The 16,549-nt window shown below is 72.9% G+C and carries 13 protein-coding genes; 1 reads left to right on the forward strand and 12 read right to left on the reverse strand.

Annotation, left to right across the window (positions count from 1 at the left end; all coding sequences use genetic code 11):
- Nucleotides 1-6 precede the first annotated feature (6 nt).
- The gene (locus EW117_RS22435; protein ID WP_129788917.1) at nucleotides 7-1,641 is read right to left on the reverse strand and encodes a transcription antitermination factor NusB; all 1,635 of its coding nucleotides are present in this window, start codon (nucleotides 1,639-1,641) and stop codon (nucleotides 7-9) included.
- Nucleotides 1,638-2,648 (reverse strand): methionyl-tRNA formyltransferase, encoded by a 1,011-nt coding sequence (gene fmt, locus EW117_RS22440; protein ID WP_129788918.1) that lies wholly within the window; start codon nucleotides 2,646-2,648, stop codon nucleotides 1,638-1,640. The genes EW117_RS22435 and fmt overlap by 4 nt, the downstream gene beginning before the upstream one ends.
- A 171-nt stretch (nucleotides 2,649-2,819) precedes the next feature.
- Between fmt and EW117_RS22445 the strand changes: the two genes are divergently transcribed.
- Nucleotides 2,820-3,530, forward strand: a complete 711-nt coding sequence (locus EW117_RS22445; protein WP_129788919.1) for a hypothetical protein — start codon at nucleotides 2,820-2,822, stop codon at nucleotides 3,528-3,530.
- Between the two features lie 67 nt (nucleotides 3,531-3,597).
- Here EW117_RS22445 and EW117_RS22450 read toward each other — a convergent pair whose 3' ends face one another.
- The 10 genes from EW117_RS22450 to carA all read right to left on the reverse strand — a co-directional run bounded on the left by EW117_RS22450 (nucleotide 3,598) and on the right by carA (nucleotide 16,541).
- A complete protein-coding gene (locus EW117_RS22450) occupies nucleotides 3,598-4,269 on the reverse strand; it encodes an HAD family hydrolase (protein WP_242504453.1) in 672 nt (223 codons plus the stop codon).
- Nucleotides 4,266-6,599: a primosomal protein N' gene (locus EW117_RS22455; protein ID WP_129788920.1), complete on the reverse strand. Its 2,334-nt coding sequence runs from the start codon at nucleotides 6,597-6,599 to the stop codon at nucleotides 4,266-4,268. Before EW117_RS22455 ends, EW117_RS22450 begins: the two co-directional genes overlap by 4 nt.
- Before the next feature lie 69 nt (nucleotides 6,600-6,668).
- Nucleotides 6,669-7,859: a methionine adenosyltransferase gene (metK, locus tag EW117_RS22460; protein ID WP_129788921.1), complete on the reverse strand. Its 1,191-nt coding sequence runs from the start codon at nucleotides 7,857-7,859 to the stop codon at nucleotides 6,669-6,671.
- A 111-nt stretch (nucleotides 7,860-7,970) separates the two neighbouring features.
- Nucleotides 7,971-9,233: a bifunctional phosphopantothenoylcysteine decarboxylase/phosphopantothenate--cysteine ligase CoaBC gene (coaBC, locus tag EW117_RS22465; RefSeq protein ID WP_129788922.1), complete on the reverse strand. Its 1,263-nt coding sequence runs from the start codon at nucleotides 9,231-9,233 to the stop codon at nucleotides 7,971-7,973.
- A 69-nt stretch (nucleotides 9,234-9,302) separates the two neighbouring features.
- A complete protein-coding gene (gene rpoZ / locus EW117_RS22470; RefSeq protein ID WP_129788923.1) occupies nucleotides 9,303-9,638 on the reverse strand; it encodes a DNA-directed RNA polymerase subunit omega in 336 nt (111 codons plus the stop codon).
- Nucleotides 9,639-9,758: 120 nt separating this feature from the next.
- Nucleotides 9,759-10,367 (reverse strand): guanylate kinase, encoded by a 609-nt coding sequence (gene gmk, locus EW117_RS22475; protein ID WP_242504454.1) that lies wholly within the window; start codon nucleotides 10,365-10,367, stop codon nucleotides 9,759-9,761.
- The gene (mihF, locus tag EW117_RS22480; RefSeq protein WP_129788924.1) at nucleotides 10,360-10,671 is read right to left on the reverse strand and encodes an integration host factor, actinobacterial type; all 312 of its coding nucleotides are present in this window, start codon (nucleotides 10,669-10,671) and stop codon (nucleotides 10,360-10,362) included. The genes gmk and mihF overlap by 8 nt, the downstream gene beginning before the upstream one ends.
- Before the next feature lie 265 nt (nucleotides 10,672-10,936).
- Nucleotides 10,937-11,851, reverse strand: coding sequence for an orotidine-5'-phosphate decarboxylase (gene pyrF / locus EW117_RS22485; protein WP_129788953.1), 915 nt, complete (start codon nucleotides 11,849-11,851; stop codon nucleotides 10,937-10,939).
- Between the two features lie 38 nt (nucleotides 11,852-11,889).
- Nucleotides 11,890-15,273: a carbamoyl-phosphate synthase large subunit gene (carB, locus tag EW117_RS22490; protein ID WP_129788925.1), complete on the reverse strand. Its 3,384-nt coding sequence runs from the start codon at nucleotides 15,271-15,273 to the stop codon at nucleotides 11,890-11,892.
- A complete protein-coding gene (carA, locus tag EW117_RS22495) occupies nucleotides 15,273-16,541 on the reverse strand; it encodes a glutamine-hydrolyzing carbamoyl-phosphate synthase small subunit (RefSeq protein WP_129788954.1) in 1,269 nt (422 codons plus the stop codon). Before carA ends, carB begins: the two co-directional genes overlap by 1 nt.
- Nucleotides 16,542-16,549: the final 8 nt, after the last annotated feature.

Below are 16,549 nucleotides of genomic sequence, written 5' to 3' on the forward strand. Positions count from 1 at the left end.
CTCGGCTCACACCGTCCGCCGAAGCAGCGTCAGGTGCATCGCGTCCGTGCCGTGCACGTGCGGCCACAGCTGCACGTCGTCGCGGTCCGACAGGGGGATCTCCGCGGCGTCCGGCCCCGGGCGGACGGCGGCGCGCACCGCTGCGGGGGTGTCGAGCCGTTCGACGTCGTCGCGCTTCTTCAGCACGTCCGCGACCACGAGCTGCGTCTCGGCCAGGTGCGGCGAGCATGTCACGTACGCCACCACTCCCCCGGGCCGGACGGCGTCCAGCGCCGAGGCGAGCAGCTCGCGCTGCAGGCCGGTGAGCGCGGCGAGGTCCGACGGCGTCCGCCGCCACCGGCTCTCGGGCCGACGGCGCAGCGCGCCCAGCCCCGTGCACGGAGCGTCGACGAGCACGCGGTCGTAGGCGCCCGGCTCGTCCGCGCCGACCTCGCGCCCGTCGCCGGTGCGGACCTCCTCGACCACGCCGTCGGGCATGGCGGCCAGCGCACCCGCGACCAGGCGGGCGCGGTGCGGCGTCACCTCGTTGGCGACCAGGGTCGCCCCCCGCTGCGCGGCCAGCGCCGCCAGCAAGGCCGCCTTGCCGCCCGGGCCGGCGCACAGGTCCAGCCAGCGCTCGCCCGCGCCGTCCGACACGGCAGTGCCATCGGACGCAGTGCTCGGAGACGCAGTACCCCCGGCCACAACACCGCTCAAAGGCGCTCCTGCCAGGGCGAGGGTCACGAGCTGCGAGCCCTCGTCCTGAACGCCGGCGAGGCCCTCCCGGATCGCGGGGATCCCGGACGGGTCCGAGCCCTCCAGCCGCAGCGCGGTGGGCGCCCAGCGGCCGGCGACCAGGTCGGCGTCGCCCCATGCCGCCTCGTCGGCCACGTCGACCAGGCCGGGCCGGGCCACCAGGGTGACGCGCGGCGAGGCGTTGTCGGCGGCCAGCAGGTCCGCGATCTCGTCGGCCGCGCGCCCGTTGCCGACCAGCGCCTCGCGCAGGGCCCGGGCGATCCACAGCGGGTGGGACTCGGTGGCCGCGAGACCGGTCAGGGGGTCGGGAGCCTCCTTCTCGAGCACGGACAGCCACTCCTCCAGCGGGCGCTCCGACACCCGGCGCAGCACCGCGTTGACCATCTGCGCGGGCCCGGCGCCCACGCGGTTGCGCGCGAGCCCCACCGTCTCGGAGACCGCCGCGTGCACGGGCACGCGCATGCCGAGGACCTGATGGGCGCCGAGGCGCAGCACGTCCAGCAGCGCCGGGTCGAGCCCGGGCAGCGGCCGGTCCACGCAGGTGGCCAGGATGGCGTCGTAGCGGCCGCGCAGGCGCAACGTGCCGTAGGTCAGCTCGGTCGCGAAGCCGGCGTCGCGACCGCGGATGCGCCGCTCCCGCAGCAGCGGGGGCAGCACCAGGTTCGCGTACGCGTCCGACTCGTCGACCTCGCGCAACACGTCGAACGCGGCCATCCGGGCCGGGTCCGTGCGCTTGCGGCGCTCCGACGGCGCCTGCGACGTGCGCGGCCGGTCACCGCCCCGGGACCGCGACGCCGAGCGCTGGCGCCCGGAAGAGTTGCGCCGGTCGTCGTCGAAGCGACGGCCGCCTGCACCGCCGTCGCGGGAATCACCTCGTGCGCCGCCATCACCCTCGTACCCGCTCACGCCGACACCTCCGTGGCGTCGGTCGAGGCAGCCGTCGTCTGAGCGTCCGTCGTCGAACCGCCCGTCGTCGAACCGCCAAGCACCAGCCCCGCCTCGACAAACGACCGGCCGCCGCCCCGCGCCCAGTCGGGCGCGGGCATCGCCTTCTTGCCGACCGGCCGCACCTCGCCCAGCACGACGGCATGCGTGGCCGTGCCGACCAGGACTTCGCGCTTCAGGGCCCGCACCTCACCCGGCCGCAGGTCCGTGACCTCCGGACGCGGCGAGAGGGGCCCGAGCCCGAGCCGGGACCCGTCCGGCAGCACCGTCCACGCGCCCGGCGCCGGGGTGCAGCCTCGCACCAGCCGGTCGACCGCGAGCGCCGGGTCGGTCCAGGCCACGCGGGCGTCGTCGGTGGTGAGCTTGGGGGCGACGGAGACGCCGTCGGCGGGCTGGGGCTGTGGCTGGAGCGTGCCGTCCTCGAGGGCGTCGAGGGTGGCCACGAGGAGCTCGGCGCCGGAGACCGCGAGGCGGCCGAGCAGGTCGCCGGCGGTGTCGGTGGGCCGGATGGTCTCCGTGGCCGTGCCGAGGACCGGTCCGGTGTCCATGCCCTCGTCGAGGAGGAACGTGGTGGCGCCGGTGACCTCGTCGCCGGCGATGACGGCCCGTTGCACGGGTGCGGCGCCGCGCCAGGCGGGCAGGACGGAGAAGTGCAGGTTGACCCAGCCGAGGCGGGGCACGGCGAGCACGGCGGGCCGCAGGATGTGCCCGTAGGCGACGACGGGGGCGGCGTCGATCTCCAGCTCGCGCAGGCGTGTGATGAACTCGTCGCCGCGGGGGACGTCGGTGATGACGGGGATCCCGGCTTCCTCGGCGCGGGCGCGCACGGGGCTCGGTGTGAGCTTGCGGCCGCGGCCCGACGGCGCGTCGGCGCGGGTCAGGACGGCCACGACCTCGTGGCGCGAGGCGAGCAGGGCCTCCAGCGAGGCGACGGCGGGTTCGGGGGTTCCGGCGAAGAGAAGACGCACCCGGTCAGTGTAAGTTCGGCGGCCCGACGACGTGGTGTCGCGCGGTGCGCAAGGGCCGTGCCCCTCGGCACACAGAGTCAGCACAGACGCTGTGCCAGCGCTGTGCCAGCTCTGCGACAGCGCTGGGACAGCACGAGACCCGGTCGGAGGGCCACCACGATGCGCCGAACCATGCTCGCCCCACCGATCGTCGCTGTGCTCTCGGGGCTCTCCGTGGTCACGTCCGTCGTGCTGACGGGATGCGCCGCCAATGAGGGTGCAACGGGTGGTGCGGGCGAGTGCGACGACGGGGCGGGTAGCGCCGGCTTCGCGGAGGTGCTCGCCCGCTCGGCGCCGACGGCCGACTACGCCTGGTACCCGGAGACGGTCACCTCGGCGCTGCCGTCGGTCCGGTACGTCGACGGGGCCGGCGAAGCGCACGCCTCCGAGCTCGCCGCCGTCGGGCGCTTCACGGGCTGGGAGCCCGGTGAACCGGCTTATCCGAACCTCCAGGAGATTGACCTGACGTTCGAGGTCGGCGAGGTGATCGACTCGCTCGGCGACCTGACGATGCTCGAGGGCGGCACGGTCACGGTGCACGTGAGCATCGACGGCTGCGCGGACGACGGCCGCGTGGCCGAGGAGCTCCTCGCGCTCGACGACGTCGTGCTGCTCATGAACCACGTGGGTCCCGAGCCCTGGCCGCCGCCGGAGTGGGTCGTCGTCTTCGAGGACGCGTTCCTGGGCGACGTGCACGACGACGGCACGCTCACCTGGCCCGTCGCGGAGGCGATAGTGGCGAACAACCCGGCCGACGCCCACCCGGAGGCCGACGCGGACACCCTCGACGAGCTGCGGGACGCCGCGACGGAGGAACGCACGGTCGACGTCTCCGTGGAGTGACAGGTCCCCGCAGTGACACGTCCTGCGCTGCCTCGTCCTGCACGGCGTCGTCCTGTGCGGCGGGCCGTTACTCGGCTACGGGGAGCCCCAGCGCACGCAGGTCCTTGCGGAGCGCCTCGGTCGAGGTGAACACCACGCCGTGGAACCCGACGCCGCGTGCCGCGTCCACGTTGACCGTCTTGTCGTCCACGAACACGGCGCGAGAGGGGTCGACCCCGAATCGCTCGACGACCAGCTCGAAGATGCGCCGGTCGGGCTTGGCCATGCCCTCGCGGCCGGACACTATGACGTCCTGCATCAGACCGATCGCGGGCGCCGACGGCTCGGCCGCGTGGAACGTCTCGGCCTGCCAGTTCGTCAGCCCGTACAGCCGCAGGCCCAGGCCCTTGAGCTCGGCGACCAGCTCCGCCGACCCCTCGATCGGGCCCGTCAGCGACAACTCGTAGTGCTCCACGTAGCGGCGCAGGTCGTCGACCAGCTCGGGGTGCGTGCGCTCGACCCGCTCCAGCAGGACGGCGTACGGCGTCCCGGCGTCGGCCGCGTGGTTGATCGAGTCGAAGTCCACGGCCTCGAAGAACGCGGCGATCTCGGCCCGGGGCCGGCCTTCGTACGGGCCGAACGGGTCCCAGCCGACGAGCACGTTCCCGAAGTCGTAGACGACGGTGTCGATCTCGGGGCCGGCCGCTGGGTCGGTCAGGGGGTCGGTCAGGGGGTCGGTCACGGGGTCGGCAGAGTTCACAGCATCTCCTTCGGGTCGAGCTGGACGCGGACCGTGCCGCCCTCGCGACGCGCGGACCGGACGGCAAGGCTCGCCTTGAGCCTACGGGCCAGCTCGTCACCCTGAGCCAGCGGTACCCGCAGCACGGTTCGTACGGGCAGCTCCAGGGCCTGTACCGCCACGCTGCCCGCCGTACTCCGGCCGGCCGTACTCCTGCCCGCCGTACCCCGGCCGGCCGACGGCGCCGCCGCGCCCCGGCCGCCCGGCCCGCGGCCCATGGCGTCCGGGTCGACCTCGACCGGGCCCAGCACGCCCGAGCCCGTTCCCAGATCCTCGCGCAGCCCGACGCGCGCGACGACGGCGTCGACCGCCGTCCGGTCACCCGTCACCGCGGCGACCCGGACGGCCGGCGGCAGGTGCAGCTCCGCGCGCTCGTCCAGCTCGCGCGCCGCGAAGCCCGCTGGGTCCCAGCGCACCAGGGCCTGGGTGGGACCGGGGGCGCCGTCGCCCACGAGCAGCACCTGCCCCTCGGGTCCGGGACGGACCAGCGATGCCGCCGCCAGCCAGCGATGCAGCGCCTCCGTGCCGGCGGCCAGGCCCGTGCCGCCCGTCATCACCGCGGCGTCCAGCAGGAGCGCCGTGGCGTACCCCGTCGCGGCCACCGGCTCGGCGCCAGGCGTCGCCACGACGAGCGCGGGCGTCGCCGGGACGGCGTCGAGCACTCCGCCCGGGGCCGACGCCGACGACAGGCGCACCGGCACGCCGGTGAACGCGCGCCCCAGCTCCTCGGCGGTGCGCGCCGACCCGACCCGGACCGACCGCAGGCCCGTCCACCCGCACTCCGCGCAGTGCCAGCCGCCCGCCAGCCGCCCGCACCAGGTGCACTGCGGCGCACCGTCGGCGTGCGGCAGGCCCAAGGGCCCGTGGCAGTGGCCGCACCGGGCCGCGACCCGGCAACGCGAGCACGCCACGACGGGCAGGTAGCCCGACCGCGGCACCTGCACCAGCACCGGACCGCGCGCCAGGGCGTCCCGTGCGGCCTTCCAGGCGACGGAGGGCAGCCGGGCCGCCGCCGCGGCGCCATCCCGCGCCAGCTCCACGGACGTCAGCGCCCGCACGCGCGGCGCCCGTGCCCGCACCACGTCCCGGCCCGCCGCCAGCTCGCGCGCCCAGCCCGAGGCCAGCAGCGCCTGTGCCTGCGCCGTCCGGCCGGGCGAGCCCAGCAGGAACGCAGCGTCCTCGCGCTCCGCCCGCAGCGCCAGCACGTCCCGCGCGTGCGGGTACGGAGCGTGCGGTTCGGCCAGCGTCTCCTCGCCGTCTCCCCACAGGACCACCAGGCCGAGATCGGTGACCGGTGCGAACATCGCCGCGCGAGTGCCGACCACCACGCGTGCGGCACCGCGCAGCGCCCGCAGGAACGCGCGGTAGCGGGGCGCGGGCCCGTCGTCCGCGAGGAGCCGCACGACGTCGTCCGCGCTCAGCCCCGCACCCGACAGGGCCGCGCTCACCCGCTCCGCGTCCCGGGCGTCCGGCACGACGACGAGCGCACCGCGCCCGCCCGCCACACACGCCCGTACGGCCTGCGCGACGGCGGCCGCCCAGTGCGGCGTGCCGTCGGCGCAGGTGTCCGTGCCCACACTGTCTGCGCCCACACCCGGCAGCGCCGACCACACGGCTCGCGGCGCCTCGCCCGCCTGGATCCGCCGCAGATACGCGTCGCCCCCGCGGTACGGAGCCCACGTGGAGGGAAGCCGGGGTCCGGGCGCAGGGGTCTCGACCGCCTCGACCACCGAGGGCGAGGTGGCCGGACCGGTATCGACAGGCACGACCACCGGAGGCGGCTCGACCCCTGGGGCCGGCTCAGCCTGCGCGAGCGGCTCCTTCTCGACGCGCGCGTGCCGTGGCGGCAAAGCCAGCCGCAGCACGTCCGCCAACGTGCCCGCGTACCGGTCGGCGACCGCGCGGCACAGGTCCAGGACCTGCGGGGTCAGCACTTGCTCGCCGGACACCACCTTGCGCAGCGGCACGAGCCGGCCGTCGTGGTCGGAGGTCTCCTGGCGGGCCACGACGTATCCGGCGACGTCCTGCCGCCCGAACCGGGCCTTGATGCGCACGCCGGGCTGGGCATCGTCCGCCATCGTGACGGGGACCAGGTAGTCGTAAGCCTGGTCGAGGTGGGCCGGCTGCAGGTCGAGGACGACCCGCGCCACCGGCAGAGTCTCGGTGATGGGGATGCCGTTCGTCTCGGCCTTGTCGAGCGGGTCCCGCCCTCGCGCGGGCCCCCCGCCGACCTCGTCCAGCCCGAGCAGCGCGCCGTCCGGCAGCGTGTCCTGCTCCGTTTCCCCGTTCACGTCCCTATCCCATCACGCGCCACCGACATCCCGAGGCGCGTGCACAGGGAAGACTCAGAACCGGCCGAGTCAGAACAGGCTGAGCAGGTCGTCGACGCGGTCCGTGCGCTCCCACGTGAAGTTCGGGAGGTCCCGGCCGAAGTGCCCGTAGGTCGCCGTCTGCCGGTAGATCGGGCGCAGCAGGTCGAGGTCCCGGACGATGGCGGCCGGGCGCAGGTCGAAGACCTCACGGATGGCCGCGATGATCCGGTCGACGGGCACGGTCTCGGTGCCGAAGGTCTCGACGTAGAGGCCCACGGGGTGCGCCTTGCCGATCGCGTAGGCGACCTGCGCCTCGCAGCGCCGAGCAAGCCCGGCGGCGACCACGTTCTTGGCCACCCAGCGCATGGCGTACGCGGCCGACCGGTCCACCTTCGACGGGTCCTTGCCCGAGAAGGCCCCGCCACCATGCCGTGCCATCCCGCCGTAGGTGTCGACGATGATCTTGCGGCCCGTCAGGCCGGCGTCGCCCTGCGGCCCGCCGATGACGAACTTGCCGGTCGGGTTCACGAACTGCTTCGCGCTCGACCAGTCCAGGCCGGCGGCGTCGAGCACCGGGGCGATGACCGTCTCGGCGACCTCGACGTGCAGCTTCTCCTGCAGGACGTCGGCGTCGTGCTGGGTGGACAGCACCACCGTGTCGATCGCGACGGGTCGGTCGCCGTCGTACCCCACGGTGACCTGCGTCTTCCCGTCGGGGCGCAGGCCGAGCAGCTCACCCGACTTGCGCACCGTGGCCAGTCGCTCCGACAGGCGGTGCGCCAGCCACCCGGCCACCGGCATGTAGGACGGCGTCTCGTCGGACGCGTAGCCGAACATGAGGCCCTGGTCGCCGGCGCCCTGGGCGTCCAGGGGGTCGAGGTCGCTGGCGTCGTCCCGCATCTCGAGCGCCTTGTCGACGCCCTGTGCGATGTCGGGCGACTGCTGCCCGATCGACACGGACACGCCGCACGAGTCGGCGTCGAACCCGATGGTCGACGACGTGTAGCCGATGCCGCGCACCACGTCCCGCACGATCTGCGGGATCTCGACGTAGGCCTCGGTGGTGACCTCGCCCGCTACGTGCACCAGGCCGGTGGTCACCATGGTCTCGACCGCCACGCGCGACGCCGGGTCCTGCTCCAGGAGGGCATCGAGGATGGCGTCACTGATCTGATCACAGACCTTGTCCGGATGACCCTCGGTCACGGACTCGGACGTGAACAGACGCAGCTCGCTCATGTGCCCCAGCCTACGGTCTCGCACAGCGAACAGTCGATCCTGAAAGGTGAGACAGGTATCACGGCTCGGCTCACGAACCGTGTCACCACCTGTGTCACAGTCGCGCTGTGCTCACGGCAGCAGCTTGGCGACGGCGTCCCACAGGGCGTCCGCCACCTCGCGCTTGGACCCGGACGCCTGCCCGACGACGTCGCCGGTCCCGTCCAGGATGGTGACCTCGTTGCCCTCGGTGCCGAACCCGCGCCCGGCGCCGACGGCGTTCACCGCGATCAGGTCGGCGCCCTTGCGCCGCGCCTTGGTGCGGCCGTGGTCCAGCACGCTACCGGACTCGTCCCCGGTCTCGGCGGCGAAGCCCACCACCACCTGGCCGGCGCGCAGCCGCTCGTGGGCGAGCTCCGCAAGGATGTCGGGGTTCTCGACCAGCACGATCGGCGCGGGACCCTGGCCGGGCACCTTCTTGATCTTCGCGTCGGGCGTGGCGGCGGGGCGGAAGTCGGCGACCGCCGCGGCCATCATGATGACGTCCGCGTCCGCGCCGGCGGCCCGCACGGCGTCGCGCAGCTCCGCCGTCGACTCCACCCGGACCACGGAGCAGGGCTGCGGACCCGCGATGACTTGATCCGTGACGTCCGCGGCGAGGTTCGCCGCGACCAGCGTCACGTCCGCACCCCGCGCGGCGGCGGCCTGCGCGAGGGCTACGCCCTGCCGGCCGCTGGACCGGTTGCCGATGAACCGCACCGGGTCGATGGGCTCCCGGGTGCCGCCCGCGGAGATGACGACACGGCGGCCGGCGAGGTCGCGAGGTTCGGGGGTCTCGACAGGCTCGACCAACGGACGTCCGACCAACGAGGGCTGCACCAGCGAGAGCGCCTCGCGCGCTATGTCCTCCGGCTCGGGCAGCCGGCCGGGGCCGGTGTCCACGCCGGTCAGGCGGCCCGACGCCGGCTCGATCACGTGCACCCCACGCTCACGGAGGGTGGTCACGTTGGCCCGCGTCGCGGGGTGGTCCCACATCTCGGTGTGCATCGCCGGGGCGAACACCACCGGGCAGCGGGCCGCGAGCAGCGTGGTCGTCAGCAGGTCGTCGGCCAGGCCGGCGACGGCGCGCGCCATGAAGTCGGCGGTCGCCGGGGCGACGATCACGAGGTCGGCGCCCTTGCCCAGCGCCACGTGCTGAACGCCGGGAACGTCGTCGAACACCTCGGTGCTGACGGGCTCACCCGAAAGCGCCTCGAACGTCGGGACGCCCACGAACTCCAGGGCCGCACGGGTGGGGATCACCCGCACGGCGTGCCCCTGCTCGCGCAGCAGACGCAGCAGGAGCACCGCCTTGTACGCGGCGATCCCCCCGGTCACGCCGAGGAGGATCCTCATCGGTGATCGCCCTTCGGCACGTTCGACGACAGGCTCATCGGGAAGCTCAGGGCCGCGTGTCGAGACCGGTCAGGCCGGGAACTCGGGCAGCGGCTGCTCCGCCTTGGCGGCCGCAGCGGCGTCGGCCTGCGCCTGGACCTCCGCCGGGTCGACCTCCTCGATGGTGAGGAGGCCCTGGGTGATCTCGCGCATCGCGATGGAGAGCGGCTTCTCCTGGTTGCGGGTCTCGACGAGCGGGCCCACGTTCTCCAGCAGGCCCTCGTTGAGCTGCGAGTAGTACGCGTTGATCTGACGGGCGCGCATGGAGGCGTACAGCACGAGGCCGTACTTCGAGTCGATGCGCTCGAGCAGCTCGTCGATCGGCGGGTCGGTGATGCCCTCGGGGGCGGCGACGGTTCCGGCCATGGTGAAGCTCCAGAAGTCTGAGGTGGCTGGCTGATGTACTACATAAAGTCCGAGGGACGAGTCTACCTGCTCGATCGCTCGGGGGTATCGCTCGCAGGCGCCAGGCACGACGCCGTTCCGCTAGCCCGCGACAGATGTGGTGGAACCCACACCCATCACCGAGACGAGCTCGTCCGTCGCGCGGTGCACGTCGTCGTTCACGATCGTGACGTCGAACTCCTTCTCGGCGGCGAGCTCGACCCGTGCGGTGGCGAGCCGGCGCTCGCGCTCCTCCGAGTCCTCGGTGCCGCGCCCGACGAGCCGGCGGACCAGCTCGTCGAAGCTCGGCGGGGCGAGGAAGACGAACCGGGCCTCGAGGCCCGAGGCCGCCACCGCGTCGCGCACCTGGCGCGCCCCCTGGAGGTCGATCTCCAGGAGGACGGGGACCCCGGCGGCGAGCTTCTGCTCGACCGGCCGCCGTGGTGTCCCGTACCGGTTACGACCGTGCACCACGGCCCACTCGAGCATCTCGCCGGCGGCGACCATACGGTCGAACTCCTCCGGCGACACGAACATGTAGTGCACTCCGTCCACCTCGCCCGGGCGCGGCGACCTGGTGGTCGCCGACACGGAGAGCCAGACCTGCGGATAACGGTCCCGCACATCAGCGGAGACCGTGCCCTTGCCCACCGCGGTGGGGCCTGCGAGCACGGTCAGCCGTGCGAGTTGTGTCTTACTGATCTCAGCCAAACCTCTCGATGAGCGCCGCCGTCTGGTGCGGTCCGAGGCCTCGGACGCGGCGGGTCTCGGCGATCCCGATCTCTTCCATGATCGCCCTCGCCTTAACCTTACCGACCCCAGGCAGCGACTCGAGCAGCGAGACGACCTTGAGCTTGCCCACGACGTCGTCCTTCTGGCCCTGCTCGATGACCTCCTTGAGGGAGCCCTGCGAGTACTTGAGCTTGTTCTTGATCTCTGCCCGCGCGCGTCGCGCCTCTGCGGCCTTCTCGAGTGCTGCCGCACGCTGCTCGGGTGTGAGGGGAGGTAGTGCCACGCAAGTCACCTACTCGTGTCTCGACCGGTCTCCTGGCTCGGATCCGGTCCTCGCTCGGGCCGGATGCCCAAGTCCGTGACCTGGTCCGCAACCGGTCTGGTGTGAACTGCTGCATCGAAAGTAGCCACCGCCTCAGTGGTCGGCAATCGCAGAACGCCACTTCGTGAAAACTCATGCACCCCGGCTTTACGGCATTTAGTACATTTCACATGAAAGCACCCTCGATCCATAGGGATCGAGGGCGCTTTGTCCTGCTGACCAGTTTTCAGCCTCGCAAGGCCGTGGTCGCCTCGTGAGCGGCCGCTCGTGCGGCCCTCACCAGCGCGTCCGGGTCCGGCCCGGCAGCGAGCACAGCGCGCGACGACGACGCCAGCACGTTGCGTCGGGCGTCCCCGAAGGTCGTGGCGAGCTCCCGCTCCCCCGCCCCCTGGGCACCCACCCCGGGGGCCAGCAGGGGCCCGTTGACGGCCACCAGGTCCGTCCCTGTGGCGCCGACGGCGTCGCCGATCGTGGCACCCACCACGAGGCCGACCGAGCCCATCGGTTCGGCCCCCGCGTTGAGCACCGCGGCGCGCGCCGCCATCAGGGCGGCCACGGTGCCCCCGACGGCTCTGCCGAGCTCGGTGACACCGGTCTCAGCAGGGCCCATCTCTGCGGTGCCCAGCTCAGCGGACGCCTCCGTGCGGGCGTGCTGCACCTCGAAGCCCTCCTTGTTGGAGGTGAGGCACAGGACGAACAGCCCGCGGCCCGTCGCGGACGCCAGGTCGACGGCCGGCTGCAGCGAGCCGAACCCGAGGTACGGCGATACGGTGAGGGCATCCCCGGCCAGGGGCGAGCCGTCCGCGAGGAACGCCTCGGCGTAGGCACCCATCGTCGAGCCGATGTCGCCGCGCTTGGCGTCCACGATGGTCAGCGTGCCCGAGCTGCCTGAGCCGTTCGAGCTACCCGGCCCGGCGGCGCGCGCCGCCGCGATCACTTCCTCCAGCACGGCGACGCCCCGCGAGCCGTGCCGCTCGAAGAACGCGGCCTGCGGCTTGAACGCCGCGACCTTGCCGCCGAGCGCGTCCACGACCCGCAGGGAGAACTCGCGCAGCCCGTCGACGTCGTCCCGCAGGCCCCAGGCCTGAAGGAGCGACGCGTGCGGGTCGATCCCCACGCACAGCGGGCCGTGCGCGTCCATCGCGGCGGCGAGGCGGGCGCCGAAGGGCTTGGCGCCACTCACGCGCCCGCTCCCGCCGCGACCTGGGCCGCCGCCAGCCGGGCCGCCGTCGCTGCCATGTGCTCCTGCAGGCTCGCCACCTCGAACGGTCCGGCCAGCACCGCCTCGATGCCCTGCACCGCGGCCGCGAGCTGGTCCACCGTGGTCGCTATCGGCTTGTCGGCCGCCGTCGTGGCCGCCCGGATCTCGTAGCCGTCGGCGCGGGCGCCCTGGCCCGAGGGCGAGTTCACCACCAGGTCGATCTGGCCCTCGGTGATGAGCCCCACCACGGTGAGCTCGCCGTCCGGACCGCGGCCCTCGGTGTGCTTGCGCACCACCGTCGCCTCGATGCCGTTGCGGCGCAGCACGGTGGCGGTGCCCTCGGTGGCCAGCACGCGGAACCCGAGCTCCACCAGCCGCTTCACCGGGAAGACGACGTGGCGCTTGTCGCTGTCGGCCACCGACACGAACACCGTGCCCGACGTCGGCAGCCCGCCGAACGCCGCCGCCTGCGACTTCGCGAAGGCGTGCGGGAAGTCCTTGTCGAAGCCCATGACCTCGCCCGTGGAACGCATCTCCGGGCCGAGGACCGAGTCGACCACCAGGCCCCCGCTGGTGCGGAACCGCTTGAAGGGCAGCACCGCCTCCTTGACCGCGAGCGGCGCGCCGAGGTCGAGCGTGGCGCCGTCGTGCTCCGGAAGCAGGCCGTCGGCGCGCAGGTCGGCGATCGACTCCCCCACCATGACGCGGGCCGCCGCCTTGGCCAGCGGCGTACCCGTGGCCTTGGAGACGAACGGCACCGTGCGCGACGCGCGGGGGTTGGCCTCCAGGACGTACAGGACGTCGCTCACGAGCGCGTACTGGACGTTGAGCAGGCCGCGCACCCCGACGCCCCGGGCGATGGCCTCGGTGGAGCGCCGGATGCGGGCGATCTCGGTCTCGCTCAGCGATACCGGGGGCAGCACGCAGGCCGAGTCGCCCGAGTGGATGCCGGCCTCCTCGATGTGCTCCATGACGCCGCCGAGGAACATCTCCTCGCCGTCGAACAGGGCGTCGACGTCGATCTCCATCGCGTCGTCGAGGAACCGGTCGATGAGCAGAGGGGCGGCCAGCGTGCCGTGCGCGCCCGAGTCGGCGTGGGACGCCGCTGCGGCCTCCAGCGCGCGCTCGACGTACCCGGTGAGCTGCTCCTCGCTGTAGACGATCTCCATGCCGCGGCCGCCCAGCACGTACGACGGGCGCACCAGCACGGGGTAGCCGATGCGGTCGGCGATCTCGCGCGCCTGCGCCAGCGAGCGCGCGGTGCCGAAGGCCGGGGCCGGCAGGCCCGCGTCCAGGAGAACCTGGCCGAAGATCCCGCGGTCCTCGGCGGCGTCGATGGCCTCGGGGCTCGTGCCCAGGATCGGCAGGCCCGCCTCGGCCAGGCGCCGCGCGAGACCCAGCGGCGTCTGCCCGCCGAGCTGCACGATGATGCCCTTGACCGGGCCCGCCGCGAGCTCGGCCTGGTAGACCTCCAGGACGTCCTCGAAGGTCAGCGGCTCGAAGTACAGACGGTCGGACGTGTCGTAGTCCGTCGAGACGGTCTCCGGGTTGCAGTTGACCATGACGGTCTCGTACTTGTCCGCGAGCGCCAGGGTGGCGTGCACGCAGGAGTAGTCGAACTCGATGCCCTGGCCGATGCGGTTGGGGCCGGAGCCGAGGATGATGACGGCCTCGCGCTCGCGGGGTGCGACCTCGGTCTCGGAGTCGTAGCTGGAGTAGTGGTAGGGGGTCTTGGCGGCGAACTCGGCGGCGCAGGTGTCGACGGTCTTGTAGACGGGGCGGACGCCGAGGGCGTAGCGGATCTCGCGGACGGTGACCTCGCCGGAGGGGCCCATGCCGCGCAGCCGCGCGATCTGGGCGTCCGACAGACCGTGCCGCTTGGCGTGGCGCAGCACGTCCTCGGTGAGGGTGGGCGAGGCGGCGACGTCGGCGGCTACCTCGTTGACGAGCTGGATCTGGTCGAGGAACCACGGGTCGATCTTGGTGGCGTCGAAGACCTGTTCGAGGGTGGCGCCGTCGGGCCGGCCGATGGAGCGCAGGGCCTGCTGGACGGCGACCATGCGGCCCTCGGTGGGGCGTTCGATCTCCTTGAGCAGGGTCGCGAGCTCGTCGCCGGAGGGGGCGTCGCCGTCCCAGTGGAACTGGACGCCGCCCTTGTCGATGGAGCGCAGGGCCTTGCCGAGGGCCTCGGTGAAGTTGCGGCCGAGCGCCATGGCCTCGCCGACGGACTTCATGGTGGTGGTCAGCGTGTCGTCGGCGGCGGGGAACTTCTCGAACGCGAACCGCGGGACCTTGACGACCACGTAGTCGAGGGTGGGCTCGAAGCTGGCGGGGGTGACCTTGGTGATGTCGTTCGGGATCTCGTCGAGCGTGTAGCCGACGGCGAGCTTGGCGGCGATCTTCGCGATCGGGAAGCCGGTCGCCTTGGAGGCGAGCGCGGACGAGCGGGACACGCGGGGGTTCATCTCGATGACGATGACGCGCCCGTTGGTGGGGTCGATGGCGAACTGGATGTTGCAGCCGCCGGTGTCGACGCCGACCTCGCGGATCACGGCGATGCCGATGTCGCGCAGCTTCTGGTACTCGCGGTCGGTGAGCGTCATGGCGGGGGCCACGGTGACGGAGTCGCCGGTGTGCACGCCGACGGGGTCGACGTTCTCGATGGAGCAGACGACCACGACGTTGTCGTGCTTGTCGCGCATGAGCTCGAGCTCGTACTCCTTCCAGCCGAGGATGGACTCCTCGAGGAGCACCTCGGTGGTGGGCGAGTAGTGCAGGCCCTGCCCGACGATGCGGTGCAGGTCCGCCTCGTCGTAGGCGAGGCCGGAGCCGAGGCCGCCCATGGTGAACGACGGGCGCACGACCATCGGGTAGCCGAGGATCTCCGCGGCCTTGAGGGCCTCGTCGATCGAGTGCACGATCTCGGAGCGCGCCGACTCGCCGCCGCACTTCTCGACGACGTCCTTGAACTGCTGGCGGTCCTCGCCCTTCTGGATGGCGGGGATGTTGGCGCCGATGAGCTCGACGCCGTACTTCTCGAGCACCCCGGCCTCGTCGAGCGCGATGGCGGCGTTGAGCGCCGTCTGGCCGCCCAGGGTGGGCAGCAGGGCGTCGGGGCGCTCCTTGGCGATGATCGTGGTCAGGACCTCGGTGGTGATCGGCTCCACGTAGGTGGCGTCGGCGAACTCGGGGTCGGTCATGATCGTGGCCGGGTTCGAGTTCACGAGGATGACCCGCAGGCCCTCCTCCTTCAGCACGCGGCAGGCCTGCGTGCCGGAGTAGTCGAACTCGCAGGCCTGGCCGATGACGATCGGGCCGGACCCGATGACCAGGACCGAGGAGATGTCGGAGCGGCGAGGCATCAGTGGTTCTCCTCGGTGGTGATCTGGGCTGCTGACTGCGGGGACTTGATGGCAGGCGGCCAGGCCGCCGGGTTCGTCATGAGGCCGACGAACCGGTCGAACAGGTAGGCGGCGTCGTGCGGGCCTGCCGCGGCCTCGGGGTGGTACTGCACGGAGAACGCGGGCAGGTCGAGGCAGGTCAGGCCCTCGACCACGCGGTCGTTCAGCCCGACGTGGGAGACGACGACGCGGCCGTACCGGCCACCGTCGTGCGGGGCCTGGGAGCCGGACTCGTCGAGCGGCGCGTCGACCGCGAAGCCGTGGTTGTGCGCGGTGACCTCCACCTTGGCGGTCGTCCGGTCGAGCACCGGCTGGTTGATGCCGCGGTGCCCGTAGCCGAGCTTGTAGGTGCCGTACCCGAGGGCCCGGCCCAGGAGCTGGTTGCCGAAGCAGATGCCGAAGAACGGGATCCCGCGGTCCAGGACCGCGCGCAGCAGCTCGACCTCGTGGCCGGCGGCGCCGGGGTCGCCGGGGCCGTTGGAGAAGAACACGCCGACGGGCGTGCCGTCGCCGGGCAGGGCCGCCTCGACGTCGGCGATCGTGGAGGCCTGGGGCACGACGACGACGCGCACACCGCGCTCGGCGAGGCGTACCGGCGTCATGGTCTTGATGCCGAGGTCTACGGCGACGACCGTGGCGACGGGAGCCCGGCCCTCGAACTCGCCCCTCGGCTCCACCGTGTAGGGCTCCGTGGTGGAGACCTCGCGCGCCAGGTCGGCACCGGCCATCTGCGGCGACGCCTGCACCTGTGCGACGAGCTCCTCGACGGGGCGCGGGTAGCCACCCTGGACCAGGTCCTCGCCGGAGAAGATGCCGGCGCGCATCACGCCCTCCTCGCGCAGGCGGCGGGTCAGGGCGCGGGTGTCGACGTCGGAGATGCCGACGATGCCCTGTTCCGCGAGCTCGTCGCCGAGCGAGTGCTGGGCACGCCAGCTCGAGACGCGGCGTGCGGGGTCGCGGACCACGTAGCCGGAGACCCAGATCTGGCTCGACTCGGGGTCCTCGTCGTTCACGCCCGTGTTACCGACGTGCGGGGCCGTCATGACGACGATCTGCCGGTGGTAGGACGGGTCGGTCAGCGTCTCCTGGTAGCCGGTCATGCCGGTGGAGAAGACGATCTCGCCGAACGTGGTGCCGGTGGCGCCGTACGCCCGGCCGCGGTAGGTCGTGCCGTCCTCGAGGACGAGTGCCGCTGAGGTAGCTGCAGGGTTCGTCGCTGCGGGTGTCATCGGGGTGG

The sequence above is a fragment of the Promicromonospora panici genome, assembly GCF_900608595.1.
GTDB classification, from domain to species: Bacteria; Actinomycetota; Actinomycetes; order Actinomycetales; family Cellulomonadaceae; genus Promicromonospora; species Promicromonospora panici.

Bases quoted from the DNA above. Each gene is read 5' to 3' on its own strand.
- metK (WP_129788921.1), bottom strand. From the start codon at position 7,859: ATGAGCGAGCTGCGTCTGTTCACGTCCGAGTCCGTGACCGAGGGTCAT.
- pyrF (WP_129788953.1), bottom strand. From the start codon at position 11,851: ATGGACGCGCACGGCCCGCTGTGCGTGGGGATCGACCCGCACGCGTCG.
- carB (WP_129788925.1), bottom strand. From the start codon at position 15,273: ATGCCTCGCCGCTCCGACATCTCCTCGGTCCTGGTCATCGGGTCCGGC.
- coaBC (WP_129788922.1), bottom strand. From the start codon at position 9,233: ATGAGGATCCTCCTCGGCGTGACCGGGGGGATCGCCGCGTACAAGGCG.
- rpoZ (WP_129788923.1), bottom strand. From the start codon at position 9,638: ATGGCCGGAACCGTCGCCGCCCCCGAGGGCATCACCGACCCGCCGATC.
- EW117_RS22445 (WP_129788919.1), top strand. From the start codon at position 2,820: ATGCTCGCCCCACCGATCGTCGCTGTGCTCTCGGGGCTCTCCGTGGTC.
- carA (WP_129788954.1), bottom strand. From the start codon at position 16,541: ATGACACCCGCAGCGACGAACCCTGCAGCTACCTCAGCGGCACTCGTC.